The organism is Pedococcus sp. P5_B7, assembly GCF_054049895.1.
The window spans coordinates 379,443-404,083 of sequence record NZ_JBFULM010000002.1 but is presented as its reverse complement, the minus strand read 5'-3'; the positions used below and the strand labels follow the sequence as shown (position 1 = coordinate 404,083).

Here is a 24,641-nt window from a genome sequence, read left to right as displayed (position 1 = left end):
ACACGCCGCGACGGGGCGGGCGGGAGCAGGTGCGCGGGGAAACCGTGGTGAGCCCGCGGCATACCGGCGGATATCCTCTGGGGGTTGTCCGCCAACCGAGGAGTGCCACGTGGCCCTGCGCATGTCGACCCTGTTCCTGCGAACCCTTCGCGAGGACCCGGCCGATGCCGAGGTGCCGAGCCACCGGTTGCTCGTCCGCGCCGGCTACATCCGGCGGGTCAGCCCCGGCATCTACACCTGGCTGCCGCTCGGTCTGCGGGTGCTGCGCAAGGTCGAGACGATCGTGCGCGAGGAGATGGACGAGATCGGCGCCCAGGAGCTGCTCTTCCCCGCGCTGCTGCCCAAGGAGCCCTTCGAGGCCAGCGGTCGCTGGACCGAGTACGGCAACAACATCTTCCGCCTGAAGGACCGCAAGGGCGCCGACTACCTGCTCGGGCCGACCCACGAGGAGATGTTCACCCTCGCGGTGAAGGACATGTTCTCGTCCTACAAGGACCTGCCCCTCGCGATCTACCAGATCCAGACCAAGTACCGCGACGAGGCGCGTCCGCGGGCCGGGGTGCTGCGCGGTCGTGAGTTCGTCATGAAGGACTCCTACTCCTTCGACATCGACCCCGCCGGGCTCGACAAGGCCTACCAGCTGCACCGCGACGCCTACATCCGCATCTTCGACCGGCTCGGCTTCCACTACGTCATCGTCCAGGCCATGGCCGGCGCGATGGGCGGCAGCAAGTCCGAGGAGTTCCTCGCCACCGCCGAGAACGGCGAGGACACCTACGTCCATTGCCCCAACTGCGGCTACGCGGCGAACGTCGAGGCCGTGCGCGTCCCGGTCCCCGACGCCCTCCCGTATGCCGACGTGCCGGCTGCCCACGCGGAGTCCACTCCGGACACCCCCACCATCGACACCCTGGTGGCCCACCTCAACGCGCACTTCCCGCGGGAGGACCGGCCCTGGGCGGCGGGGGACACGCTCAAGAACGTGCTCGTCGTCCTCGTGCACCCGGACGGCACGCGCGAGCCGCTGGCGATCGGCGTGCCCGGCGACCGGGAGATCGACGAGAAGCGCCTCGGCGCGCAGGTCGAGCCCGCCGCCGTGGAGGCCTTCGAGGAGAAGGACTTCGCGGCGAACCCCGCGCTGGTCAAGGGCTACATCGGTCCGGAGGCCCTCGGTTCCGAGTCCCCGTCGAAGGTCCGCTACCTCCTCGACCCCCGGGTCGTCGAGGGCACCCGCTGGGTCACCGGCGCGAACGAGGCCGGCAAGCACGTGGTCGACCTCGTCGCGGGTCGTGACTTCACCGCCGATGGCACCATCGAGGCCGCGGACGTGCGCCCCGGCGACGCCTGCCCCAGCTGTGGCCACGGGCTCGAGTCGGCCCGCGGGATCGAGATGGGACACATCTTCCAGCTCGGCACCAAGTACGCGGAGGCGCTCGACCTCAAGGTGCTCGACCAGAACGGCAAGCTCCAGACCGTGATCATGGGCTCCTACGGCGTCGGGGTCTCCCGTGCCGTCGCCTGCGTCGCCGAGGGCAACCACGACGAGCTCGGCCTGCGCTGGCCGCGCGAGATCAGCCCGGTCGACGTGCACGTGGTCGCCACCGGCAAGGACGTCACCCGCGACCCCGAGGTCTTCACGAAGTCCGAGGAGATCACCCGCGCCCTCGAGGCGGCCGGGCTCTCCGTCCTCTACGACGACCGCCAGAAGGTCAGCCCCGGCGTGAAGTTCAAGGACTCCGAGCTGATCGGGGTGCCCACCATCGTGGTGGTCGGCAAGTCGCTCGAGCAGGGGATCGTCGAGATCAAGGACCGCGCCACCGGCGAACGCCGCGAGGTCTCGGCTGACGACGTCGTCACCGAGGTCATCCGCGAGGTCCGCGGCAGCGCGTCCTGATGGGTGCCGCACCCTCGACGGCCCCACTCCGGGCGGTCATCTTCGACTGGGGCGGCACGCTCACCCCGTGGCACGACGTCGACCTCCCGCAGCAGTGGCGGGTCTTCGCCCGCGAGGTGCACGGTCTTCCGGTCGAGGACCCGGCCATGTCGCCCGAGGACCTGGCCGAGGCCGACTCGCTGGCGGTGCGGATCCACGCCGCCGAGGAGCGGGCCTGGTCGCGCGGTCGCCAGACCCACGAGAGCGCCTCGATCGAGGCGATCCTCGCGGACGCCGGGGTCGACGCGGACCACGACCGGCACCTGCTGGCGCTCGCGGCATACCGGAGGTTCTGGGAGCCGCACACCCACACCGACCCGCAGGTGCGCCCGCTCTGGGAAGGACTGCACGACCGCGGGCTCAAGATCGGCGTGCTGTCCAACACCATCTGGAGCCGTGAATACCACCGCGAGGTGTTCCAGCGCGATGGCGTGCTCGACCTCGTCGACGGCGACGTCTACTCCTCCGAGATCCACGTCGTGAAGCCCCACCCGGAAGCGTTCCTCGCAGCGTGCACGGCGGTCGGGGTCCAGCCGGCCGAGGCGGCCTACGTCGGCGACCGGCTGTACGAGGACGTCCACGGCCCCCAGCAGGTCGGCATGCGGGCGATCTGGGTGCCCCACAGTGACCTTCCCGCGTCGCAGGTGGTGCCGGTCGAGGTCACCCCCGACGCACAGGCCCACGAGCTGCTCGACATCCTCGGGATCGTCGACGGCTGGTTGGGCAGGTAGGTGCCCGACCTCGACCTGACCACGCTCCTCCTCATGGCCCTCGCGGGCTTCGGGGCGGGGTGGGTCGACGCCGTCGTCGGTGGCGGGGGACTGGTGCAGCTCCCGGCTCTGCTGCTCGGCTTCCCGGGGGCGAGCCCCGCCCAGCTGCTCGCCACCAACAAGATCGCCTCCATCTTCGGCACCACGACCAGCTCGATCACCTACTGGCGCAGGGTCCGTCCCGACCTGCGCACTGCGCTCCCAATGGCCGCCGTGGCCTATGTCGGGGCGGTTGGTGGCGCACTGATCGGTCTGCACATCCCCAAGTCGGCGTTCAACCCGATCATCCTCGGCATGCTCGTCGTCGTCGGTGCCTACACGGTGGCCAAGCCCTCGTTGGGCGTCGAGACCGCGCTGCGGTTCGATGGCCACCGACACACCGTGGTGGCGATGCTGACCGGTTTCGTCATCGGCGTCTACGACGGTGCGCTCGGTCCCGGCACCGGGTCGTTCCTTGTCTTCGCGCTGGTCGGGCTGATGGGCTACGCCTTCCTCGAGGCCAGCGCCAAGGCGAAGATCGCCAACTTCGCCACCAACCTCGGGGCCCTCACCGTGTTCGTGCCGGGTGGCCACGTGATGTGGCAGATCGGGCTCGTCATGGCGGTGGCCAACATCGCGGGCGGCTATGTCGGCGCCCGCACGGCGGTGGCCCGGGGGAGCAGGTTCGTGCGCGTGGTCTTCGTGGTCGTCCTGGTGGCGTTCATCGTCAGGATCGGCGGCTCGGTGCTCGGCATCTGGCGCTGAGCAGACCCGCGGACGGCGGGTTGCCGAGGTTCAGCGGCCAGTCATGGCTGGTCCACAGCAAACACCCAGACTGCGACCGCACAGTCTTCCTGTGACCACGATCGACCTGCCTCCAGCCGCGGTGACCGCGGCCTCCCAGCCCGCGTCGCACCCCCGTCGGGGCAGCACCCCACGACTCGTCCCGCGCTGGTGGCGCGACGCGTCGGTCGCGGCGTTCTGGCTGGTGCTCCTGTGGGTCACCGCCCTGTGGGTCGCCCACGGCGGGGTCCAGGACCTCGGCTCGCTCTCGGGAGCGCTCACGTCCGTCGGCCGCCTCACGGGGCTCATCGCGTCGGCGCTGCTGCTCGTCCAGGTGTTCCTCATGGCGCGCATCCCGTGGTTCGAGCAGGCCTGGGGCCAGGACGAGCTCGCCCGCACCCACCGCCTCGTCGGCTTCACCTCGTTCAACCTGCTCTGGGCGCACATCGTCCTGATCACCCTCGGGTATGCCGCGGCGTCCACGCTGGGCCTGTGGGGCACGATCGTCGACTTCGTCCTCAACTACCCCGGCATGCTGCTGGCGGTGGCGGGCACGGTGGCGCTCTGCCTCGTGGTGGTGACCTCGGTGCGCACGGCGCGTCGCCGGCTGCGCTACGAGTCGTGGCACCTCATCCACCTCTACGGCTACCTGGGCGCGGGGCTCGCGCTGCCGCACCAGCTGTGGACCGGTCAGGAGTTCCTCGCCTCCACCGCCTCGACCGTCTTCTGGTGGAGCCTGTATGCCGCGTGTGCCGCGTCCGTGCTCGGGTTCCGGATCGGGGTGCCGCTGGTGCGCTCGCTGCGCTCGCCGCTGCGGGTCGTCGCCGTCCACCAGGAGGCGCCCGGGGTCACCTCGGTGGTCGTCGGCGGGCCCGGTGTGGCTGCGCTCCGACCGGCTGCCGGCCAGTTCTTCCAGTGGCGGTTCGTCGACGGACCGGGCTGGACGCGGGCCAACCCCTACTCGCTCTCGGCCGCCCCTGACGGGAGGCACCTCAGGGTGACTGCGGCCCACGTCGGCGACGGGACCCGTCGGCTCACCGACCTGCGACCCGGCACCCGGGTGCTCGTCGAAGGCCCCTACGGGCGTCTCCACGCAGGGGTCCGGACCCGGCAGAAGGTGCTCCTGATGGGTGCGGGGATCGGGATCACGCCGATCCGCGCCCTCCTGGAGGACCTCGACCAGGACCCCGGTGACGTGGTGGTCGTCCACCGCGCCAGCACCCGTGACCAGCTCGTCCTCGGGCAGGAGCTGGTCGACCTCGCCAGCAGCCGCGGAGCGCGCTACGTCACCGTCGAGGGTCCCCGCGTCCCCGGTCGGGACACCTGGCTGCCGGCCTCTGCCGCCCACCTCAGCGACGCCGAGGCCCTCGCGCAGCTGGTGCCGGACGTCGCCGAGCGTGACGTCTACCTCTGCGGCGCCCCCGGCTGGATGGACGCCGCCCGGCAGGCCGCCCTCGCCTGCGGTGTCCCGCCCACCCATGTCCACCTCGAGCGGTTCGAGTACTAGGAGCCTCCATGCGACGCATCACCTTGTGGGCGCTGTCCACCCTGACCACCCTCGTGCTGTTGTTCAGCTACCACACGTCGACCGGCGGTGCCGGGACGGCGGTGGCCGCCGGCACCTCGGTGCAGGCCCCCGCCGCGGCCGGCACCGGCTCCGGGACGACCGACTCCGGGACCACGGGCTCCGGGACCACGGGCTCCGGGACCACGGGCTCCGGGACCACGGACTCCGGGACGACCGGCTCCGGCACCTCCGGCTCGAGCAGCACTGACTCGGGGACGAGCGGCTCCGCCACGACCTCGGGGAGCACTGCGAGCAAGACCTATGACGGCGACACCGTGCAGACCCGTTGGGGGCCGGTGCAGGTGCGGATCACCGTCGTGGCCGGCAAGATCACCGCGTCGGAGGCGATCGTCTACCCCAACGGCAACCACGAGGACGAGCAGATCAACTCCGTCGCCCTCCCGGTGCTCAACCAGGAGGCGGTCTCTGCACAGAGCGCCTCCATCGACATGGTCTCGGGGGCGACCGTGACCTCCGAGGGATACCTCTCCTCGCTGCAGTCCGCGATCGACCAGGCCCACCTGTGAGTGCCGTGACCACTCGCGCAGGTACCGGCCCCGTGACGCGGTCGACCGTCCAGCCGGGCTCGTCCGACAGTGCACCCCGCCGGGCCTTCGTCGAACAGGTGATGGGCCTGCCGGTGTCGGTCCACGTCCGCGGCGAGGTCGACCGGCCCGAGGTGGGGACGGCGGTCGAGCAGGTCTGGGGTGTCCTGCACCGGGCCGACGCGGTGTTCAGCACCTGGCGGCCGGACAGCGAGCTGATGCGGCTGCGCCGCGGCGACGTGTCCGCCGCGCAGGTCCACCCCTGGTTGGCCGAGGTCGAGCAGCTGTGTGTGGACGCCGAGCGCCGCACCGGTGGCCTCTTCAGCGCCTCCTTCGACGGCGCCCACCACGACCCCACGGGGCTGGTGAAGGGCTGGGCGGTCGAGCGCGCGGCCCTGCACCTGCGCCACGTCCCCGGCATCTCCTGGTGCGTCAACGCCGGAGGGGACCTGCTGGCCGGGGCGGGTCGAGACGCCGTCCCGAGCACCTGGCACATCGGGGTCGAGGACCCGCGGGTGCCGGGGGCGGTGGCCGCGACCATCCCGCTCCGGGCCGGTGGGCTGGCCACGTCCGGAGCCGCGGCTCGTGGCGCGCACGTGGTCGACCCCCGCACGGGCACGCCCATCGGTCGTGCCGGTTCGGCCACGGTCTGGGGCCCGACCCTGCTGTGGGCCGACGTGTGGGCGACTGCCCTCTTCGTGGACCCGGCCGCAGGCGCGGCGACGCTGGAAGGTGCCGACCCGGCATACCGCTCGCTCGTGCTCTGACCCCCTGCGAGGTTCCTCAGGCGCGGCTGCTGACCTGACCCTGCTGGTGGTCTGGGACAGTGGTCCTGTGGCGCAGGTCTGGTACGCGAGCTACGGCAGCAACCTGTCGCGGGACCGCTTCCTGCACTACCTCGACGGAGGTCGGCCGGAAGGGGCGAGCCGCACCTACCCGGGGGCGCGCGACAGCACCCAGCCCGAGGACGACCGCGCGCTGACCCTGCCCGGAGAGATGTTCTTCGCGTGGACGTCACCGACCTGGGGCGGGGGCATCGCGTTCTACGACGCGGACTCGCCGGGCCCGACGCTGGCCCGGGCCTACCTCGTGAGCGAGCAGCAGTTCGCCGACGTGGCTGCCCAGGAGCGGCGCGAGCTGCCGGGGGAGGACCTCGACCTCACCCACGTCCTCACGCACTCGCGGCACCACCTGGGCCCCGGCCACTATGAGGCGCTGCACCTCGTGGGGGAGCTCGAAGGCCTGCCGGTCCTCACCTTCACCGCACCTGATCCGCTTGTCCTGCAACGGAACTCACCGACTTCCGCCTATCTCGCGACGTTGGTGACAGGGCTGCGCGAGACCCACGACCTCTCCGACCCGGAGATCGCCGACTACCTCCTCGGACGACCCGGCATCGGCCCGGAGTGGGACCGGCCCCGCATCGCCGACCTGGTCAGCGACTCAGCGCAGCGGTGAGCGCGACGACGTCCGTCACCGGTGCGTCGCAGACGAACCCACGGCAAACGTATGCCGCCGCGTGGCCACCGACCAGGGGCCGCTGGGCCAGCAGCGGGATGCCCATGGCGTCGGGCTCGCCGTGCACCAGGACCAGGCCCGGGGAGTCTGACCGTCGAACGGCCGCCACGAGGGCGTCTGCCTCGGGACCGGTCCCGACCAATGCGACCTGGAGCGGTCCGGCCACTGCCGCCTCGGCCACCGCCAGCGCCCAGCCGCCGAACCGCGGGTCGCGGGCCGCGAGCTGACCGGACGCGGCGAGGGCGGACTCGGCTCGCTCGCGCATCGACGGGTCGCCGGTGAGGGCCGAGCAGGTGAGCAGCGCGCCCGCCAGGGCCGACTGGCCAGACGGCTCGGCGTTGTCGGCCGCACTGCGGGGACGGGTGAACAGCGCTTCGGCATCGTCGCTGGTGTCGTGGAAGCCGCCGTCGTCCGCCCCGAACCGCTCGACGGCGGTGGCCAGCAGTTCGCCTGCGGCCGCGAGCCAGCGCTGGTCACCGGTGGCCTGGTGGAGCGCGAGGAGCCCTTCGGCGAGGTTGCCGTAGTCGTCGGCCACCGCGTTCGCGGTGCCCACGGACCCAGCGCGCGACGTGCGACGCAGGCGGCCGTCGACCACGTGCGTGCCGACGACGAACTCGGCGCAGCGCGTGGCGGCCTCGACCAGGTCGGGGCGGTCGAGCAGCGTCCCCGTGTCGGCCAGCCCCGCGATCGCCAAACCGTTCCAGGACGTGACAACCTTGTCGTCGCACCCGGGTTGGGGTCGCAGCAGCCGCGCCTCGAGCAGCCGGTCCCGCGTTGCGGCCCACCAGCCCTCGTCGTCAGGGTCGGTGAGCAGCTGGAGGGTGGACGACCCGTGCTCGAAGGTGCCCTGGTCGGTGACCGAGAGCAGTGCCGCAGCGCGGCAGCCGTCGTCCTCGCCGAGCACTTCGACCAGCTGCGCTGGGGTCCACGCGTAGGTCAGTCCCTCGACCCCGTCGGTGTCGGCGTCCAGCGCCGAGGCGAACCCACCCTCGGGGGTGCGGAGGTCGCGCAGGAGGAACTCGGCGGTCCCGAGCGCGACCCGCCGGGCCAGCGGGTCGCCCGTCGCGCGGTGCAGGTGGGTGAAGACCCGCAGCAGCTGGGCGTTGTCGTAGAGCATCTTCTCGAAGTGGGGCACCACCCAGCGGGCGTCCACCGAGTAGCGAGCGAAGCCGCCACCGAGCTGGTCGTAGATGCCGCCCCGTGCCATCGCCTTGCAGGTGCTGGCGGCCATCGCGAGGGCGTCCGCAGAGCCGGTCCGGGCATGGTGGCGGAGCAGGAACTCGAGCACCATCGACGGAGGGAACTTCGGCGCTCCGCCGAATCCCGCTGCGCCGTGGTCGAACTGGCCGCGCAGCTGGGTCGCGGCGGCATCGAGAGCGGCTGCGTCGAGGGGGTGGCCCGTGACGGGTGCGGAGAGCTCACGCAGCCGAGCGGCGATGTGCGCGCCGCTGTCGAGGACGCGGTCCCGCTGGGTGGTCCAGGCGTCCTTCGCCCCCGCGAGGAGCTGGAGGAACTGTCCCTTGGGGAAGTAGGTGCCCGCGAAGAACGGGTCGCCCTCCGGCGTCAGGAGGCAGGTCATCGGCCAGCCGCCGTGCCCGGTCAGCGCGGTCGTCGCCGCCATGTAGACCGCGTCGATGTCAGGTCGCTCCTCGCGGTCCACCTTGACCGCGACGAAGTCCGCGTTGAGCGCCCGCGCCACGTCCACGTCCTCGAACGACTCGTGCGCCATCACGTGGCACCAGTGGCACGCGGCATACCCGACGCTCAACAGGACGGGCACGTCACGCTCACGGGCCTCGGCAAACGCCTCCGGTCCCCACTCCTGCCAGTCGACGGGGTTGTCGCGGTGCTGGAGGAGGTAGGGCGAGGTGGACTCGGCCAGGCGGTTCGGCATGCGTCCCACTCTCGCTCACCGGTCCCCGAGACGGCGAATGCTGGACTCCTGCCCCCCCGGCACGGTGGGCCAAGCTCTCGATGGGGAGCAGCAATGCCCCCGCTTCGGGTGAAGTGCGTGGGGGCATCGCTCGGTCGACGTCGTCGGGCCCCGCAAGACGGGACGTCGCCCGGATGGCTGGGAGTCTGAGCCGCGCTGTTGGACCCGGACTTCAGCCATCGACTGTGGCCTGCGGGTCTGGGCGGGCTGAACTCTCGGCCACTCGTGGGCGTGGTCATCCGGACCAGAAGCATGGGATCGCGCAAGGTGCCTAGGGCATTACGGTCACGACGACGGGTGTCGGCAGCGGGGCGTCGTCGTCCCCAGCGAACGCGGTCGCCGCGTACTCGCCGTAGGGAAGCGGCGGCAGGCCCCCGGCGTCTGGACAGGGGCGGGGCTGATTCGTGATGCTCGAGCAGGTGTCGTATGCCGCGAGGACTCCCACCGGGTACGTGCTGTGGCCGACCGGGATCGTGAAGTTCTGCAAGCAACCGTGACGAATCGGGGGCCCCTGGTGGTCGCCACCGACGAGGGAGAGCGCGTAGGTCGATCCGCACCCCGCCACACGGATGGGTTGGCCGGTGTTGTTCTCGACGGTGATCTGCCCGGACAGTGACTCGCCCGCCCGCATGGTCGTGGCGGACAGCGTCAGGCGAGCGGTCACCGATGGTGACGATGTGCTGGTCGTCGCCTCGTGACCGGACGGCGGTGTGGCCGTGTCCGTGGTGGAGCGCGCAGGGCCGTGGAGCGCTGCCGTCACGGCGACTCCTGCAACGGCCAGCAGCATCAGGTTTCCGGCGATGAGGTCGGTGGTCCCGCCTGCGGCGGCTTCGCAGCAGGACGACCACCTGGCGCTGGCCCAGCGGAAGACTCGCCAGTGCGCGTTGGATGTCCAAGGCGTCACCGGTAGGTGCGGGTGCCGAGCTGGGTGGGCCCATGCGTAGGAGAGCCTTGACCCCGTTTCGGGCCTTGCGGTGTCGGTTCGACAGCAGTCGAAAGGCAACCTTCCGCGTCCAGGCCTCGGGGCTGTCGAACTGGGACACGGCTGGCCACTCGCGCAGCAGGCGGATGAACGCTTCTTGGACGCATTCCTCAGCCTCTGCGCGACCCCCGGCGGCAACGCTGACAACCCCCCGACGAGGCGTGGGTAGGACAGCTCATAGATGGCGCGCACAGCGTCACTGCCGGGACTCGGCGACTCGCTCACACCAGTAACACCCCCGAACGGACCGAAAGGTTCCACCCACGACCGGCTCCGCCCCAAGGCTAGAGACATGACGGCATGGTCACGACGGGACGGTCTCACGGAGGACCTGCGAACCGCACGCTCATCGGTGTGGGTTCAGGCGGTCAACGCAACACCTCGGCCAGTGCTTGTGGTGGTGTCTGGTATCCGAGGGTCTGTCGGGGGCGGTCGTTGAGCTCCTCGGAGACCTGGACGCTGGGCACATGGCAAGGGTAGGTGCCGCGCGCAGCGGCCGGCGCGCGATCGTGAGATTCGGGGTAGCCCGTAGCCTTGCCGATCGCCCGCGGGAAGCCCGGCCGGACTGGTGGCGGGGTCTGAGGGTGCGGCTGTTGTCCCGACAGCGCTTGGCGACGTGGCTCGCAATCCCCTTTCGTCCCAACCGTTTTCCACACGGGCGACCTTCGGCTGTCAGTGGTGGTCTCTACGATGGGATACATGTTCGAGAGCGTGAAGGGCGTGCAGGTGACCGACCCGGCGGTCCTTGCCGGTGCGCTCTTCACCCTCACCGACGACGAGATCGCCGAGCTGCCCGTCGAGGCGGCCGAGGCACTGGTGCTGGCGTCGCAGCGGGTGGTGAGCGCGGCGATGGCGCGGCAGCGTTCGGCAATGGAGACCGTCGCGCGGCGGTGCGACGAGCGCAGCGAGCTCGACGCGGCCGAGGCGGTCGCGTCCGGTGGCCGGCGTCAGCGGCTGTCCGGTCATGCGGTCGCGGCGGGGTCGCTCGCGGCGCTGCTGCACGTGTCGCCGCGGACCATGTCGACCCGGATCGACCACGCCCGCCGGGTGGTGTGCGCRCTGCCGCAGGTCCAGGCCCTGGCCTGGTCGGGTGACCTGGAGCCCTACCGGGTCGACGCGGTCGTCGCGGAGTCCGGTGCGGCGCCGGTGGCGCGGTTGCACGAGTTCGAGGCCCGGGTCCTGGAGGGCGGYATCACCCACACCTCCTGCGCGGCGTTGCGGCGCCGGGCCCGGCGCGCGGCCGACCGGTGCGCCCCGGACGACGCCGCCCACCTGGCYGAGCTGGCCCGGGCGCGTGCTGACGTGCGGGTCCGGCCCGGGGAGTGCACCGGCATGACCCGGTTGGTGGCCGMCCTGCCGACCCCGGTCGCGATGCGTGTCTGGCACGCSGTGGACGGGCTGGCGGCCGAGTACGCCCGCGCCCGACCCGGCCAGCGGATCGGCGCGCTGCGGGTCGACGCCCTGGCCGACCTGATCGCCGCCAACACCACGATCAGCACCACCATCGAGCTCGTCGCCCCGATCATCACCCCGATCGACACCCCGATCGACACCCAGGCCGGCACCCAGGCCGGCACCCAGGCCGGCACGCAGGCCGGCACGCAGGCCGGCGCACCGGGTGGCATCACGGGCGGCACCAGGCCCGGCGCTGGCGTCTCAAGCGACTGCCTCACCCAGCCTGGCGATGAATGGGACCCCGAGCCGGACGCCGGGTACGTCGACCCGGGTGGGTGCGAGGAGCTCGACGACGGGGTCCTGCACGACCACGACGACAGCCTGTGGTTCGTGTCCTCGCACACCGAGGTGCCGCTGCTCGGCTCGCTGCTTCCCGCCGACGTCGTCGCCCTCCTGTCCGACCCCGACGTCACCGTCCGGCTCGCCCGCAGCGACTCGGTCACCGGCGCGATCCGCTGGCAGGACCCGCGCACCTACCGCCCCGGCGCCGCCACCGCGCGAGCCGTCCGGTCCCGCGACGGCACCTGCCGGTTCCCGGGCTGCGCGACCGCCGCCAGACGCTGCCAGCTCGACCACGTGGTCCGACATCCCGACGGGCCGACCAGTGTCAGCAACCTGCAGACCCTGTGCGCCACCCACCACGGGTTCAAGCACCACGCCGGCTGGCACGTTGAGATGGACGAGCTCGGCATCTGCACCTGGACCGCCCCCGACGGCCGCACCCACACCACCCGACCCCTGGACCGCCACGGCCACCAAGCCGCCTGACCTCCCGCCTTCCCGACGACGGGTGCGCGCCACGCACGGTCAACCGGATCTGCCGATGAGCGGGCGCTCGGTCAGACGCTTGCCACTGGCCGCCGGTCAGTCCTGATCCCAGAACGGTTGGTGGTCGAAGCCATGTTGGGCCAGGCAGAAGTTGGCCGACCAACGCACCTCAGCGTCCGCATCGTGTGCAGCCAGTTCTAAGGTGCCGCGAACGGCCTCCCCGGGAAAGTCGGTCAGGGACATCACGGCCGCGTCCCGGACGTCAGGCGAGGGGTCCTCAGTAGCCATGCCCAGGAGAGCTGGAAGCGTTCGGGGGTCTTCGCGCCACCGCGCCGAGATTCTAGGGATGCTCTCGTGCCGGACACGCCAATCCTGATGATGCAAACCTCGGCTCAGCTCCTCCCAGGAGTGCATGCTCTGAGCAGTGGTGCGAGCCGCTGACCACGCTGCGCGGTCCTCTGCGAAACGAGGGTCATCGTCCTCGATGATTGGGATGACGATCGGCCCGATTCGCAGTTCGTCGGGGCCGTCCGGATCGGGCTCGTTCACCGGGCGATTCAATCTCGCACCAGCGGGAGGACGCAACGTCCGGACATGCCGCGGACAGTGCGATCGGAACTGTCGATGAGCCGTCGCGGACCACCGGCATGAGAGGACGCGTGAAGGGCTGCCCACGAAGCGGCAAGAAGGCGCATGGCCCGGCTCGCCAAGCGAGCGGATCAAGCTGAACGGACCGTGCCGGCCTGGCCCACAGGTTGTCAGTGAGCTTGCCGCGGAACCGCAAAGGCTGTGGTCAACCCTGGCAACGGAGTCAGGGTCGCGGGCTATTGGATGCAGGGGCTCGGTCGGGCCATTGTCGCGGCTGGACCAGGGCCCACATGCTGGCCAGGAAGCTTTGGCTTCGCGCCTGCAGGAACACTCGCGACACGGTGACGGCGTGCATGATGCGACCCACGCCGTAGGAGTCGACCGTGCTTGTGGAGAACTGCTCAGGTCTGCCTTCGATGTCGCCGGATGTGCTGCCGGGACGTGGGCTGGGGACAAGACGCACGGGCGGGCCAACCGCGTCACATGGTCAATCCGGCCTGTTCGGCGCGACAGCAGTCGCGATCTCGACCGTGGACCTCACCTCCAAAGCCGTGGCGCAGAGTCTTTTGCACAAGACGATGGTGCACACCAACCCGGCGCTCAGCTTGGGTCACGCCCCGTTCGCACCCGAGGTGCACATGCTGGCGGCCGGGATGGGCATCGCCGTCTACTGCCTCTTCGCGTGGTGGTGCACGGCTAAGCGGCGGCTGCCCTTCTGGCCACTGGCAGCGCTCCTTGGCGGCGCACTGGGAAACTTCATTGACCACCTAGAGGGCGACGGAATCATCGACTTCATTCGGGTTGGGACTGTCATCTTCAATCTCGCCGACGTCGCGGTACTGGTCGGTGTGGGCGGCGCCGGTGCTCTTGGCGTTACCAAGCTCTTCCGGCCGATCTGAGGGGCCAGGTAACCAGCCTGTCTCGTCTTCTCGCGCGGCCACGCGGTTCGGCATGCGTCCCACTCTCGCTCACCGGTCCCCGAGACGGCGAATGCAGCAAGCCCTTGACAGGCTAACGTCGTTAGCCCATTCTTGAGTTCCCGAGGCTAACGTCGTTAGCCTCCGCCGAAAGGGACACTGCCATGAAGAACCTCACGACCGTCATCGACATCCCCGCCCCTCGGGAGCAGGTGTGGGCCACGCTCGTGGACACCGCGGCATACCCGGACTGGAACCCGTTCATCACGAAGCTGTCCGGAGAGCTGGCCATTGGCGAGCGGCTGCAGGTCAGGATCGCGCCTCCCGGCGGGCGCGCCATGACGTTCACGCCCACGGTGACCCAGGTCGAGGTCGGCCGTCGCGTGGAGTGGCTTGGCACCTTGGGAGTCAGGGGGGTCTTCGACGGCCGACACACCTTCACCCTGGAGTCGTTGGGCGAGCAGGGCACCCGGCTGACGCAGTCCGAGGAGTTCAGCGGACTTCTCGTTCCCTTCGTCGGCAGGATGCTGGCCCGCACCCGCGCCGGTTTCGAGGCCATGAACGACGGCCTTCGGCAGCGAGCGGTCGCAGGCATGGCCGCATGAGCCGCGTGGAGGAGATCGTCGACGCCGCCCAGAGGTTGCTGGAGGACGAGGGCCCAGAAGCGCTGTCGATGCGTCGTCTGGCGGCCGAGCTGGGGATCCGGGCGCCGTCGCTGTACAAGCACGTCGACGGCAAGGAACGCATCGAGGCCGAGCTCCAGGACAGGGCGCTCACCGAGCTCGCCGCCGCCCTGCAGCCCGCCACCGATCTGCGCGGCCTCGCCCACGCCTACCGCCAGTGGGCGCTGGTCCACCCGCGTCTGTACGAGCTGACGACGAGGAAGCCCTTGCACCGCGACCAGCTCAGGGAGGGCGTGGAGACCGCTGCGTCAGCTCGTCTGGTGGCGTTGAGCGGCGGGGACGTGGACCGGGCGCGCGCCCTGTGGGCCGCGGCCCATGGGCTGGTCGACCTGGAGCTGGCGGACCGGTTCCCCGAAGGGGCGGACGTCCAGGCTGCCTGGGACGCGTTGGTGGTGGCGTTCGACCACGTCGGCGACAGCTGACCGGCGCCTCCGATGGCGAGGTTGGCCTGACCGTGCGTTGCTACCCCGCCGTGGACCGCGTGGCCACGTGGGCGCGCACCTTGTGGAGCTGGGGCATTAGCCCGTAGATGACGATCGGCACGGCGATGGTGGCCAGGACGAAGGTGCGCACCACAGGGTTCAGGGGTCGGAGCCAGTCGCCCAGACCGAGGTTGATGACGGTGAGGGTCGGGAAGACACAGAGCCAGATCATCAGGGCCAGTAGGTGCTTGCTGGGCGGGCCGAGTCGCGTCGGTCCGGTGGGCGGGGWTGCCGGGGTGGTGCCGGGGGCGGGGGTGTGGGTGTGAGTGGGCATGGTGGAGCTCCTCGTGTCGGGCGGATGGTGTCGGGCGGATAGGTGTCGTGCGGCTGGCGGCACGCGTGGGCGGAGTGGTGGCCCCGGGTATGCCGCGGGGTCGGGTTCCGTGCGTGACGCGAGCCTCAGGCGGGGAAGCCCTGGTTGAAGTACGTGACCGCCGTGCGCACGTCGTCCGCGACGAGGTCGGCGTTGATGGCGATTGCTGCCGCCGACCCTTCGCCTGCGGCGGTGATGACCTGCGCGCGGGCGTTGGCGACGTTGCCGGCGACCCACAGGCCCGGGACGCTGGTGGTGCCGTTGGCACCGGTGACGACCCAGCCCTGCTCGTCCACGTCGCAGCCGACACCGGTCAGCAGGGCGTGGTTCGGGACGAACCGTGGGGGCACGAAGACGGCCTGCCTCGGGATGATGCGACCGTCCGTCATCTCGATCGCGGTCACCCGGTCGTCCTGCACCACGACCTGTTCCACCGCACCCTCGACGATGCCGATCGCGCGGGCGACCAGCTGCGTGCGGTCGGCCGGGGTGAGCGAGTCGGCCGGGGCGAAGAGGACCAGGTCGTGGGTCCACTGGCGCACGACCTGCGCGTAGCGAACGCTGTCGGGACCGTTCCACAGCACGCCGAGCTGCTGGTCGCGGACCTCCCACCCGTGGCAGTACGGGCAGTGCAGGACGTCCCTGGCCCACCGGTCGGCGAGCCCGGGGACGTCGGGCAGCTCGTCGTGCAGTCCCGTCGTGACCAGGACCTTGCGCGCCTTGACTCGCTGCCCGTCGTCGAGCAGGGCCTGGAACCCCGAGGGGCCGCAGTGGACCAGCTCCGTGACGGTGCCGGCGACCATGCTGGCGCCGTAGCGGGTGACCTCCGCACGCCCCAGGTCCAGCAGCTCCAAGGGGGCCATCCCGTCGCGGGAGAGGAAGCCCTGCAGGTGGGCGGCTGGTGCATTGCGTGGCTGGCCGGAGTCGACGACCACGACATCTCGGCGAGCGCGGCTCAGGACGAGAGCCGCCGAGAGGCCGGCGGCGCCGCCGCCGACGATGAGGACGTCGTAGGTGTTCATGAGCCGAGGATGATCCCCGGACCGAACCGCTGGCAACATTCGTTGCTGTTTCTGGGAAGGAATGGGTGAGAATGTCGGGATGGACGACACCGCCACCACCATCGCGAGGGCTCTGGACCAGGTGGGGCCCAGGCTCAAGCAGCTGCGCGCGCAGCGTGGCGTGACCCTCAGCGCGCTGGCTGAGACCACCGGCATCTCCACGAGCACGCTGTCGCGCCTCGAGACGGGACAGCGCCGCGCCAGCCTGGAGCTGCTGCTCCCGTTGGCCCAGGCCTACCGCGTGCCGCTGGACGACCTGGTGGGCGCCCCGGAGGTCGGGGACCCCCGGGTGCGGCTCAAGGCGAGCACTCGGAACGGTCGCACGGTGCTGCCCCTGACGCGTCAGCCGGGCGGGGTCCAGGCGTGGAAGATCATCGTCCCCCCGAGCAACAGCACCCCGAAGCCGAAGGCGCACGAGGGCTACGAGTGGCTGTTCGTGCTGTCCGGTCGGATGCGGCTGGTCCTCGGCGACCACGACCTGGTCCTGGGACCGGGCGAGGTCGCCGAGTTCGACACCCGGGTGCCGCACTGGTTCGGCAGCGACGGCCGTGGGGCGGCAGAGGTGCTGAGCCTCTTCGGTCCGCAGGGCGAGCGCGTGCACGCCAAGGCCAGGTCCGCGAAGGACTGAGCCGCGCGGACACCTCGTCCCACGCTGGCCCGGCCAGAAGTCGCCCGAGGCGGTCTGCCGTCGCGCGCCGCGGCCTCACCAGGACGACGGTGTCTCCCACTCCCAGCGGTGCAGCCGGTAGAGCCGGTGCCGCCTGCCCGGGCTCCCCTCCGGCACCAGGGGGTGGTCGAAGTCGGCTGTCTCGTCACGGGTCATGCCGAGCTTGCGCATGACGCCCTGTGACCGGTCGTTCGCAGGCACCACCATCGCGACGATCTCGTCGAGTGCGAGCGGACCAAAGGCGTGGGCGACGGACGCCCGGGCTGCCTCGGTCGCGTAACCGTGGCCCCAGGCGGAGCGCGCCAGCCGCCAACCCACCTCGACACAAGGAGTGAACGGCGCCTCGAACCGGGGGACCGACAGCCCCGTGAAGCCGATGAACTCCCGTGTCTCGGCGACCTCGACCGCCCAGAGCCCCCATCCGTGGTCGGCGAGGAAGGCCGTGATGCGGTCGACCATGGCGTCGCTCGCCTCCCGCGTCAGGTGCGAGGGGAAGTGGTCCATCACGTCCGGGTCGTCGTTGAGCGCCGCGAAGGACTCGCGGTCCTCCTCGCGCCAGTCGCGCAACACCAAGCGCTCCGTATGCAGCCGGGTCACCTCGGTCACTCGCTCACCCTTTCCGTTCCGCACCGTGTGAACCCCGGTCTTGTCCGGGCCCTCGTGCGCGTCCTACTGTCGGCCGTGGCACACCTTGCCGTGTTTCCATGTCTCCGGGAAGGGCGAGAGACGGACGTCGACGACCCGGAAGATGGGTGGACAGTGACTGCAGAGCACGACGCTCGACCCGCACCACTCCAGCTGGCGGGACCCTGGGGCGGCACCGGCTGGGTCAGCGATTTCGACGGCCCCGTGCACTGGGTCGACTACGGCGGGCCCGACCCGGACGACACCACACAAGGGGTGCCGGTGGTGATGGTGCACGGGCTCGGCGGGTCGCACCTCAACTGGGTCGGCCTCGCACCCGAGCTCTCGAAGCGCCACCACGTGTATGCCGTGGACCAGGCCGGTTTCGGGTTGACGCCAGGCACGGCGCGGACTGCATCGGTGCACGCCAACGCCGACCTCGTCGCGCGCTTCATCAGGGAGGTCGTGGGGTCGCCCGTCGTGCTGGTCGGCAACTCGATGGGCGGGATGGTGTCGATCCTGCTGGCGGCGGCCCATCCGGAGCTGGTCGCCGGCCTCGTCCTCATCGACCCCTCGATCCCCGTCCCGCGACAACGACCCGACCTGGCCGTCAGCGCGACGTTCCTCGTCTACGCCACGCCGTTCGTGGGGGAGCGGTACCTGGCCCTGATGACCAAGCGGACCACCGACCGCCAACGGGTGCAGGGTGTCGTGAACCTCTGCTTCGCCGACCCCCGTCGCGCCGACCCCGATGTGGTCGACGCCGGTGTTCTGCTGGCCGCGCACCGTCGTGGTGTCCCCGGACAGGAGGCCGCCTTCCTCGGTGCCGCCCGCTCGCTCATGAGGGTGCTGGCCAACCCACGCCGCTACCAGTCCCTCATGCGCAGCATCGACCGGCCGGTGCTCCTGGTGCACGGCGAGCGCGACCGGCTGGTGTCCGTCGCGGCGGCCCGCGCGGTCTCGGCACAGAACCCGGACTGGGAGGCGCACTTCCTGCCCGGGGTCGGCCACACCCCGCAGCTCGAGGTCCCGGACCAGGTCCGTGCCAGGGTCATCCCCTGGCTCGAGTCCCACGCCCTCGCTCCCAGGGCGAGCTCGACGCACTCGCCATGACCACGGCATACCTGACCTGTCCGCTGTGCGAGGCGACGTGCGGCCTGGCCGTGACGTTCGACGGCGACACCGTCATGTCGGTGCGTGGCGACGACGACGACGCGTTCTCACACGGGTTCATCTGCCCCAAGGGCGCCTCGCTCAAGGCGCTCCACGAGGACCCGGACCGACTGCGGGCGCCCCTGGTGAAGCGCAATGGCGAGTGGCACCAGGCCACCTGGGACGAGGCGTTCGCGGAGATCGACCGCCGCCTCGTGCCCCTGGTCGCCGAGCACGGGCCGGAGGCCGTTGCGTTCTACCTGGGCAACCCGTCGTCCCACAACCTCGGCGTGACCCTCTACGGGCGGGCCTTCTACAAGGCGGTGGGGACGCCCAACATCTACACCGCCGGCAGCGTCGACCAGCTGCCGAAGCACTACTCGTCCGGCTACCTCTTCGGCGACCCCCTGAGCATCCCGGTGCCGGACCTCGACCGCACCCAGCACCTCCTCCTGCTCGGCGCCAACCCGTTGGTGTCCAACGGATCCCTGATGACGGTGCCCGACGCGCGGGGCCGGCTGAAGGCGATCCGCGAGAGGGGTGGCAAGGTCGTCGTCGTCGACCCCCGCCGCACCCGCACGGCCGAGTTGGCCGACGAGCACCATCCGATCAGGCCCGGCACCGACGCGCTGCTGCTCTTCGCGCTCGTCGAGGTGATCCTCCGCGAGGGCCTGGCCGACCTCGGCCACCTCGCCGACCACGTGGCCGGGTTCGACGACCTCGCCGAGCTGGCCTCGCCCTTCAGCCCCGAGGCGGTGTCACCGCACACCGGGATCGCGATCGCCGAGATCGAGCGGATGGCGCGTGAGCTCGCCGCTGCCGACAGCGCGGCCGTCTACGGGCGGATCGGCACCACGACCCAGGAGTTCGGCACCCTGGCGAGCTGGTTGGTCGATGTCCTCAACGTCATCACCGGCAACCTGGACCGCCCGGGTGGGGCGATGTTCCCGCTCGCGGCCGCGGGTCAGACCAACAGCACCGCGCCTGCGAAAAGCTCTGCGCGTCAAAGCAGTTCGTCGAACAGGGTCTGGCGACACGGCCGATGGCACAGCCGGGTGCGCGGGCTGCCGGAGGTGATGGGCGAGCTCCCGGTCGCCACCCTGGCCGACGAGATCCTCACCCCAGGCCCCGGTCAGGTGCGCGCGCTGGTGGTCGTCGGAGGCAACCCCTGCCTGAGCACCCCCAACGCCGACCGGCTCCGCGAAGCGGTCCAGACCCTCGACCTCATGGTGTCGCTCGACGTCTACCTCAACGAGACCAGCGAGCACGCCGACGTCATCCTGCCCGGGCCGACCCCCCTGGAGCGCGACCACTACGACCTCACGTTCACCCAGCTGTCCGTGCGCAACATGGCCAACTGGAGCCCGGCGGCGTTGCAGACCGACCAGCCTCAGGAGTGGGAGACCATGCTGCGCCTCGCCGGCATCGCCGCCGGTCAGGGGCCGTCGGCCGACCTGGCGGCGCTCGATGACCTCATGGCGGCCCAGACCGCCGCGAGGTATGGCGTGGACGTGGCGGTCGCAGGGGAGCGTCGTGGACCTGCGCGGCTGCTCGACCTCATGCTCCGGGGCGGCCCCCACGAGCTCACCATGGCCGACCTCGAGGCTGCCCCGCACGGACTGGATCTCGGCCCCCTGACTCCCCGCGTGCCGCAGCTGCTCCGCACGGCCAGCGGCCACATCGAGCTGACGCCCGAGCCGATCACCCGCGACGTGCCTCGGCTCGTGGCGGCCCTGGGGCGCGCGCCCGCAGAGCCCGACGAGCTGGTGCTGATCGGGCGACGACAGCTGAGCTCGAACAACTCGTGGATGCACAACCTCGCACCGCTGGTCCGCGGGTCGAACACCTGCACCGTCCAGGTGCACCCCGTCGACGCCGACCGGCTGGGGCTCCGGGACGGGGGAGGGGCAGTGGTCCGGTCGCGGGCGGGCGCGGTGACCGTCCCGGTCGAGGTGACCGACTCGGTCCGCCCCGGTGTCGTCAGCATCCCGCACGGCTGGGGCCACTCGAGCCAGGGCACCCGCACCGAGGTCGCGTCGGCGCACGCGGGGGTCAACAGCAACGTGCTCGCGGACGACCTGCTGGTCGACGCCCTCACCGGGACGGCGGTCCTCAACGGCATTCCCGTCACGGTCACCCCAGCCGAGGAGCAGTCATGGACCGGATGAGCGCGATGGACGCGATGTTCTACTACATGGAGGGCGAGAACACCCCCATGCACGTCGGTGGTGTCTCGGTGCTCGAGGGCCCCGCCCCGGCGTACGGCGACCTCGTCCGGCTGCTGGCCGCGAAGATGGACCAGGTCCCGCGCTACCGCCAGGTCATCAAGACCGTGCCGTTCCAGCTCGGTCGCCCGATCTGGGTCGACGACCCGCACTTCCAGCTGCTCTACCACGTGCGCCACACGTCGCTGCCCAAGCCGGGCGGCCCCGAGCAGCTGCGCAACCTCGCGGGTCGCGTCTTCGCCCAGCGCCTCGACATGACCAAGCCGGTGTGGGAGGCCTGGCTCGTCGAGGGTCTCGCCGACGACCGGTGGGCCCTGATCTCGAAGGCGCACCACTGCATGATCGACGGTGAGGGCAGCACCGACCTCATGCAGGTGATCTTCGACCTCGAGCGTGAGCCGGCGCCTCGCGAGCCCTCGGACTGGACCCCGTCGCCGGCCCCCTCGACGCTCGCCCTGACGGCCGGCTCGGTCATCGAGACGGTGCAGGAACCGCTGCAGGCCATCGGGATCCCGAGTCTCGACGACCTGGCCAAGCTGCCCATGGCGCTGGCTGGTGTGGCGGTCGCCGCCAAGGAGCTCGTCCCGCAGCAGATCGCTCAGCTCGTGCCCGGGCGCGCCCAGCCGACCCCGAAGAGCCTGAACGGTCCGCTGGGGCCGAACCGTCGGTGGGTCTGGACCGACGCGACGATGGGTGAGGTGAAGACCATCCGCACCGCCCTGGGCGGCACCGTCAACGACGTGATCCTCGCCGCGGTGACCCGGGGCTTCCGCGACCTGGTGCAGGGTCGCGGGGAGCTGGTGCCCGACCTGGTGGTGCGTTCGCTCGTCCCCGTCTCCACCCGCCAGGCGTCCGGGCGGGGGCAGGTCAACAACCAGGTGACCAGCGTCGTCGTCGACCTGCCGGTGGCCGAGGACGACCCCGTGCGGCGGCTCCAGCTGATCCGTGAGCAGATGGACCGCAACAAGCGGGGGATGGGTGCCGTGGACGCCGCGGCCATCGTCGGGCTCGCGGACTACGCGGCCCCCACCCTGCTGGCCCTCGGCGCGCGCTCGATGTCGCGGATGCCCAACAAGCTCACGCAGACCGGGACGACGAACGTCCCCGGCCCGCGGATCCCGCTCTACCTCCTGGGCCACCAGCTCGTGGAGTCGCACCCCTATGTGCCGGTCTTCGCCGGCGTGCGCGTCGCGACCGGGATCTTCTCCTACCTCGACACCTTCAGCTTCGGGATCACCGCCGACTTCGACAGCTTCCCCGACGTGGGCGTCATCGCCGACGGCATCCGGGCCGGCTTCAACGAGCTGGACGCGGCCGCCGTGAGCGCGGAGGACACCCCCCGACCGTGACGCCGACCGAGCCGACCGAGCCGACCGAGCCGACCGAGCCGACCGAGCCGACCCAGCCCCCTGAGCCCACCAGGCGCGCCGCGGGTCGCCCGTCGTCGCTGCTGCTCCTGAGCGAACCGTGGCGCAGCGTCCTCGAGCTCGGGGCGCTCACCGTGTCGGCACCCCAGCTCGCGCGCGCACCCAGGGGCGACGGTCATCCCGTGCTGGTCATCCCGGGCCTGCTGGCGTCGGACACCTCGACGGTCGTCCTGCGACGCTTCCTCGACCGGCTCGGCTACCGCACCGCCGGCTGGGGACTGGGGGTGAACACGGGTCCGACCAGCCGGGTCGTCCGGCGCCTACCGATTCGGCTGCGCGAGCTGTCCGACCGGCACGACCAACCGGTCTCGGTGATCGGCTGGTCGCTCGGGGGCATCTTCGCCCGCGCCCTCGGCGTCCGCTCGCCCGAGCTGGTGCGACAGGTCATCACGCTCGGAAGTCCTTACGCCTCATCGGTTCCGGGTCAGACGCACGCCGACGCGGCATACCGGTTGCTGTCCGGGCGCCACTACGCCGAGGCGACCCGTCGAGGGCCTGACGTGACCACTCCGCTCGTGGTGCCCACCACCTCGCTCTACTCGCGGATGGACGGGATCGTCTCGTGGCGGATCTGTCGCGAGGACGTGGGCGAGCGGCGCGAGAGCATCGCGATCCCGGCCTCCCACCTGGGTTTCGGGCACAACCCGACGGCGCTGTGGGTGGTCGCGGACCGGCTGGCGCAGGACCGGGGCGAGTGGCAGCCGTTCGCGCCCCCGCGCCACCTGCGCGCGCTGTTCACCGTCGACCAGCAGACCCGAGAGCCGGAGCCGACCTGACTGCCTGAGCCGACCTGACAGCCTGAGCCAACCAGAGCCGGACATCCTGACGGCCCCGCCGAGGGCGGGGCCGTCAGTCGTCCGTCAGTGTCCCTGCGTCACCGAGGCGGGGTCGCCGACGAGGTCGGGTTCGTGGTCGTCGATCAGGGTGGACTCGTCGAACGGCAGGTCGCCCGCGAGCACCGCGTCGAGCCGGGGCCGGTCGAGCTCACCGACCCAGTGGCCGATCAGCACTGTCGCGATCGAGTTGCCGGCGAAGTTGGTCAGGGCGCGGGCCTCGCTCATCAGCCGGTCGATGCCGACGATGAACCCGACGCCGTCGACCAGGTCGGGGCGGTGCGACTGCAGGCCACCAGCCAGGGTCGCCAGGCCGGCGCCGGTCACGCCCGCCGCACCCTTCGACGCGATGATCATGAACACGAGCAAGGAGATCTGCTGGCTCAGCGAGAACGGCTTGTCCAGCGCGTCGGCGATGAACAGCGAGGCCATGGTCAGGTAGATCGCCGTGCCGTCGAGGTTGAACGAGTAGCCGGTCGGGACCGTGATGCCGACGACGGGTCGGGACACCCCGGCGTGCTCCATCTTGGCGATCAGCCGGGGCAGGGCCGACTCCGACGACGAGGTCGACAGGATGAGCAGGAACTCGCGGGCGAGGTACTTCAGCAACGCGAAGACGTTCACCCCCGTGACGACCTTGAGGATCGTGCCGAGGATGACGAACACGAAGAGCGCACACGTGATGTAGAACGCGATCATCACCTGCGCCAGGCTCTTGAGGGCGTCGAACCCGGTGGCGCCCACGACGGCGGCCATGGCGCCGAACGCACCGATCGGCGCGACGTACATGATCATCGCCATCAGGCGGAAGACGAGCCGCTCGAGGTGCTTGATGCCCACGAGGATGGGCTCACCCGCGCGACCCATCTTCTGCAGCGCGAAGCCCACGAGCAGGGCGACGAGCAGGGCCTGGAGGACCGAGCCCGAGGTGAGCGACGAGACCAGGGTGTCGGGGATCAGCCCCAGGACGAAGTCGACCGTCGTGGTGTGCTCCTCACCCACCGCCTTCTGGCCGCTGGCGGCCAGCTCGTCGGTGAGGTGCAGCCCTGCGCCCGGCTTGACGATGTTGCCGACCAGCAGGCCGATCGCGAGCGCGAAGGTCGACATGGTGAGGAAGTAGCCGAGCGCGAGCCCGCCCACCTTGCCGACCTGGGTCGCCTTCCGGACCGACCCGATCCCGAGCACGATCGTGCAGAAGATGATCGGCGTGATCATCATCTTGATGAGGTTGACGAAGCCGGTGCCCAGCCACTTGAGCTTGACCCCGAACTCGGGATTGACGAACCCGACGAGGATTCCGAGACCCATCGCCACGAGCACGGCGATGTAGAGGTAGTGGGTGCGGTCCCGCTTCGGTGCGGGGCGATCGACGACACTGTCGGCGCTGGTGCTCACGGTGCTCTCCAAGGGATCGGGTCCGGGGCGCTGGCCCGGGA

Annotated in this window: 23 protein-coding genes and 1 pseudogene; 16 read left to right on the top strand and 8 right to left on the bottom strand. The window is 70.9% G+C overall.

What is annotated here, in order from left to right; all coding sequences use genetic code 11:
* Positions 1 to 109 precede the first annotated feature (109 nt).
* The 7 genes from ACXJKD_RS04730 to ACXJKD_RS04700 all read left to right on the top strand — a co-directional run bounded on the left by ACXJKD_RS04730 (position 110) and on the right by ACXJKD_RS04700 (position 7,035).
* Complete coding sequence (locus tag ACXJKD_RS04730) at positions 110 to 1,894, top strand: proline--tRNA ligase (protein ID WP_457253273.1); 1,785 nt, start codon at positions 110 to 112, stop codon at positions 1,892 to 1,894.
* The gene (locus ACXJKD_RS04725; protein ID WP_457253272.1) at positions 1,894 to 2,664 is read left to right on the top strand and encodes an HAD family hydrolase; all 771 of its coding nucleotides are present in this window, start codon (positions 1,894 to 1,896) and stop codon (positions 2,662 to 2,664) included. Before ACXJKD_RS04730 ends, ACXJKD_RS04725 begins: the two co-directional genes overlap by 1 nt.
* Positions 2,665 to 3,447 carry a TSUP family transporter gene (locus ACXJKD_RS04720; protein WP_457253271.1) on the top strand — a complete coding sequence of 261 codons (783 nt, stop codon included), beginning with the start codon at positions 2,665 to 2,667 and terminating at the stop codon, positions 3,445 to 3,447. It abuts the gene before it with no gap.
* Positions 3,448 to 3,538: 91 nt separating this feature from the next.
* The gene (locus tag ACXJKD_RS04715) at positions 3,539 to 4,972 is read left to right on the top strand and encodes a ferredoxin reductase family protein (RefSeq protein WP_457253270.1); all 1,434 of its coding nucleotides are present in this window, start codon (positions 3,539 to 3,541) and stop codon (positions 4,970 to 4,972) included.
* Positions 4,973 to 4,980: 8 nt separating this feature from the next.
* Positions 4,981 to 5,559: an FMN-binding protein gene (locus tag ACXJKD_RS04710; RefSeq protein ID WP_457253269.1), complete on the top strand. Its 579-nt coding sequence runs from the start codon at positions 4,981 to 4,983 to the stop codon at positions 5,557 to 5,559.
* A 32-nt stretch (positions 5,560 to 5,591) separates the two neighbouring features.
* Positions 5,592 to 6,344 (top strand): FAD:protein FMN transferase, encoded by a 753-nt coding sequence (locus ACXJKD_RS04705; protein ID WP_457253268.1) that lies wholly within the window; start codon positions 5,592 to 5,594, stop codon positions 6,342 to 6,344.
* A gap of 67 nt (positions 6,345 to 6,411) precedes the next feature.
* Entirely contained in the window at positions 6,412 to 7,035 is a 624-nt protein-coding gene (locus ACXJKD_RS04700) for a histone deacetylase (RefSeq protein ID WP_457253267.1), read from the top strand.
* Here ACXJKD_RS04700 and ACXJKD_RS04695 read toward each other — a convergent pair.
* The 3 genes and pseudogenes from ACXJKD_RS04695 to ACXJKD_RS04685 form a co-directional block, all read right to left on the bottom strand.
* The gene (locus ACXJKD_RS04695; RefSeq protein ID WP_457253266.1) at positions 7,013 to 8,989 is read right to left on the bottom strand and encodes a thioredoxin domain-containing protein; all 1,977 of its coding nucleotides are present in this window, start codon (positions 8,987 to 8,989) and stop codon (positions 7,013 to 7,015) included. The genes ACXJKD_RS04700 and ACXJKD_RS04695 overlap by 23 nt on opposite strands.
* Before the next feature lie 310 nt (positions 8,990 to 9,299).
* Complete coding sequence (locus ACXJKD_RS04690) at positions 9,300 to 9,692, bottom strand: hypothetical protein (protein ID WP_457253265.1); 393 nt, start codon at positions 9,690 to 9,692, stop codon at positions 9,300 to 9,302.
* Between the two features lie 310 nt (positions 9,693 to 10,002).
* Positions 10,003 to 10,128: pseudogene (locus ACXJKD_RS04685) on the bottom strand (sigma factor); the annotation flags it as partial.
* A gap of 581 nt (positions 10,129 to 10,709) precedes the next feature.
* Between ACXJKD_RS04685 and ACXJKD_RS04680 the strand changes: the two are divergent.
* On the top strand, positions 10,710 to 12,233 hold the full coding sequence (locus tag ACXJKD_RS04680; protein WP_457253264.1) for a hypothetical protein: 1,524 nt from the start codon (positions 10,710 to 10,712) through the stop codon (positions 12,231 to 12,233).
* Between the two features lie 96 nt (positions 12,234 to 12,329).
* Here ACXJKD_RS04680 and ACXJKD_RS04675 read toward each other — a convergent pair whose 3' ends face one another.
* A complete protein-coding gene (locus ACXJKD_RS04675; protein WP_457253263.1) occupies positions 12,330 to 12,782 on the bottom strand; it encodes a HEAT repeat domain-containing protein in 453 nt (150 codons plus the stop codon).
* Positions 12,783 to 13,204: 422 nt separating this feature from the next.
* On the opposite strand from ACXJKD_RS04675, the gene ACXJKD_RS04670 reads away from it, so the two are divergent.
* The 3 genes from ACXJKD_RS04670 (at position 13,205) to ACXJKD_RS04660 (ending at position 14,843) form a co-directional block, all read left to right on the top strand.
* The gene (locus ACXJKD_RS04670) at positions 13,205 to 13,720 is read left to right on the top strand and encodes a signal peptidase II (protein WP_457253262.1); all 516 of its coding nucleotides are present in this window, start codon (positions 13,205 to 13,207) and stop codon (positions 13,718 to 13,720) included.
* Positions 13,721 to 13,902: 182 nt separating this feature from the next.
* Positions 13,903 to 14,343, top strand: coding sequence for an SRPBCC family protein (locus ACXJKD_RS04665; RefSeq protein ID WP_457253261.1), 441 nt, complete (start codon positions 13,903 to 13,905; stop codon positions 14,341 to 14,343).
* Positions 14,340 to 14,843, top strand: a complete 504-nt coding sequence (locus ACXJKD_RS04660; protein ID WP_457253260.1) for a TetR/AcrR family transcriptional regulator — start codon at positions 14,340 to 14,342, stop codon at positions 14,841 to 14,843. The genes ACXJKD_RS04665 and ACXJKD_RS04660 overlap by 4 nt, the downstream gene beginning before the upstream one ends.
* A gap of 40 nt (positions 14,844 to 14,883) precedes the next feature.
* Here the strand turns inward: ACXJKD_RS04660 and ACXJKD_RS04655 are convergent, their stop codons facing one another.
* Together ACXJKD_RS04655 and ACXJKD_RS04650 are read right to left on the bottom strand one after the other, a co-directional pair.
* On the bottom strand, positions 14,884 to 15,177 hold the full coding sequence (locus ACXJKD_RS04655) for a hypothetical protein (protein WP_457253259.1): 294 nt from the start codon (positions 15,175 to 15,177) through the stop codon (positions 14,884 to 14,886).
* A 125-nt stretch (positions 15,178 to 15,302) separates the two neighbouring features.
* Positions 15,303 to 16,238: an NAD(P)/FAD-dependent oxidoreductase gene (locus ACXJKD_RS04650; protein ID WP_457253258.1), complete on the bottom strand. Its 936-nt coding sequence runs from the start codon at positions 16,236 to 16,238 to the stop codon at positions 15,303 to 15,305.
* A 79-nt stretch (positions 16,239 to 16,317) separates the two neighbouring features.
* Here ACXJKD_RS04650 and ACXJKD_RS04645 point away from each other — a divergent pair, with 79 nt between their 5' ends.
* The gene (locus ACXJKD_RS04645; RefSeq protein ID WP_457253257.1) at positions 16,318 to 16,905 is read left to right on the top strand and encodes a helix-turn-helix domain-containing protein; all 588 of its coding nucleotides are present in this window, start codon (positions 16,318 to 16,320) and stop codon (positions 16,903 to 16,905) included.
* A 75-nt stretch (positions 16,906 to 16,980) separates the two neighbouring features.
* Here ACXJKD_RS04645 and ACXJKD_RS04640 read toward each other — a convergent pair whose 3' ends face one another.
* Positions 16,981 to 17,550: a GNAT family N-acetyltransferase gene (locus ACXJKD_RS04640; protein WP_457253256.1), complete on the bottom strand. Its 570-nt coding sequence runs from the start codon at positions 17,548 to 17,550 to the stop codon at positions 16,981 to 16,983.
* Between the two features lie 153 nt (positions 17,551 to 17,703).
* On the opposite strand from ACXJKD_RS04640, the gene ACXJKD_RS04635 reads away from it, so the two are divergent.
* Genes ACXJKD_RS04635 through ACXJKD_RS04620 form a run of 4 tightly spaced genes read left to right on the top strand, consistent with a single transcriptional unit; the run spans position 17,704 to position 23,148 of the window.
* Entirely contained in the window at positions 17,704 to 18,681 is a 978-nt protein-coding gene (locus tag ACXJKD_RS04635; RefSeq protein WP_457253255.1) for an alpha/beta fold hydrolase, read from the top strand.
* A complete protein-coding gene (locus tag ACXJKD_RS04630; protein WP_457253254.1) occupies positions 18,678 to 20,888 on the top strand; it encodes a molybdopterin-dependent oxidoreductase in 2,211 nt (736 codons plus the stop codon). The genes ACXJKD_RS04635 and ACXJKD_RS04630 overlap by 4 nt, the downstream gene beginning before the upstream one ends.
* Positions 20,876 to 22,294 carry a WS/DGAT/MGAT family O-acyltransferase gene (locus tag ACXJKD_RS04625; protein ID WP_457253253.1) on the top strand — a complete coding sequence of 473 codons (1,419 nt, stop codon included), beginning with the start codon at positions 20,876 to 20,878 and terminating at the stop codon, positions 22,292 to 22,294. Before ACXJKD_RS04630 ends, ACXJKD_RS04625 begins: the two co-directional genes overlap by 13 nt.
* Positions 22,291 to 23,148: an esterase/lipase family protein gene (locus tag ACXJKD_RS04620; protein WP_457253252.1), complete on the top strand. Its 858-nt coding sequence runs from the start codon at positions 22,291 to 22,293 to the stop codon at positions 23,146 to 23,148. Before ACXJKD_RS04625 ends, ACXJKD_RS04620 begins: the two co-directional genes overlap by 4 nt.
* Positions 23,149 to 23,232: 84 nt before the next feature.
* Here ACXJKD_RS04620 and ACXJKD_RS04615 read toward each other — a convergent pair whose 3' ends face one another.
* Positions 23,233 to 24,600 (bottom strand): cation:dicarboxylate symporter family transporter, encoded by a 1,368-nt coding sequence (locus ACXJKD_RS04615; RefSeq protein ID WP_457253250.1) that lies wholly within the window; start codon positions 24,598 to 24,600, stop codon positions 23,233 to 23,235.
* Positions 24,601 to 24,641 lie beyond the last annotated feature (41 nt).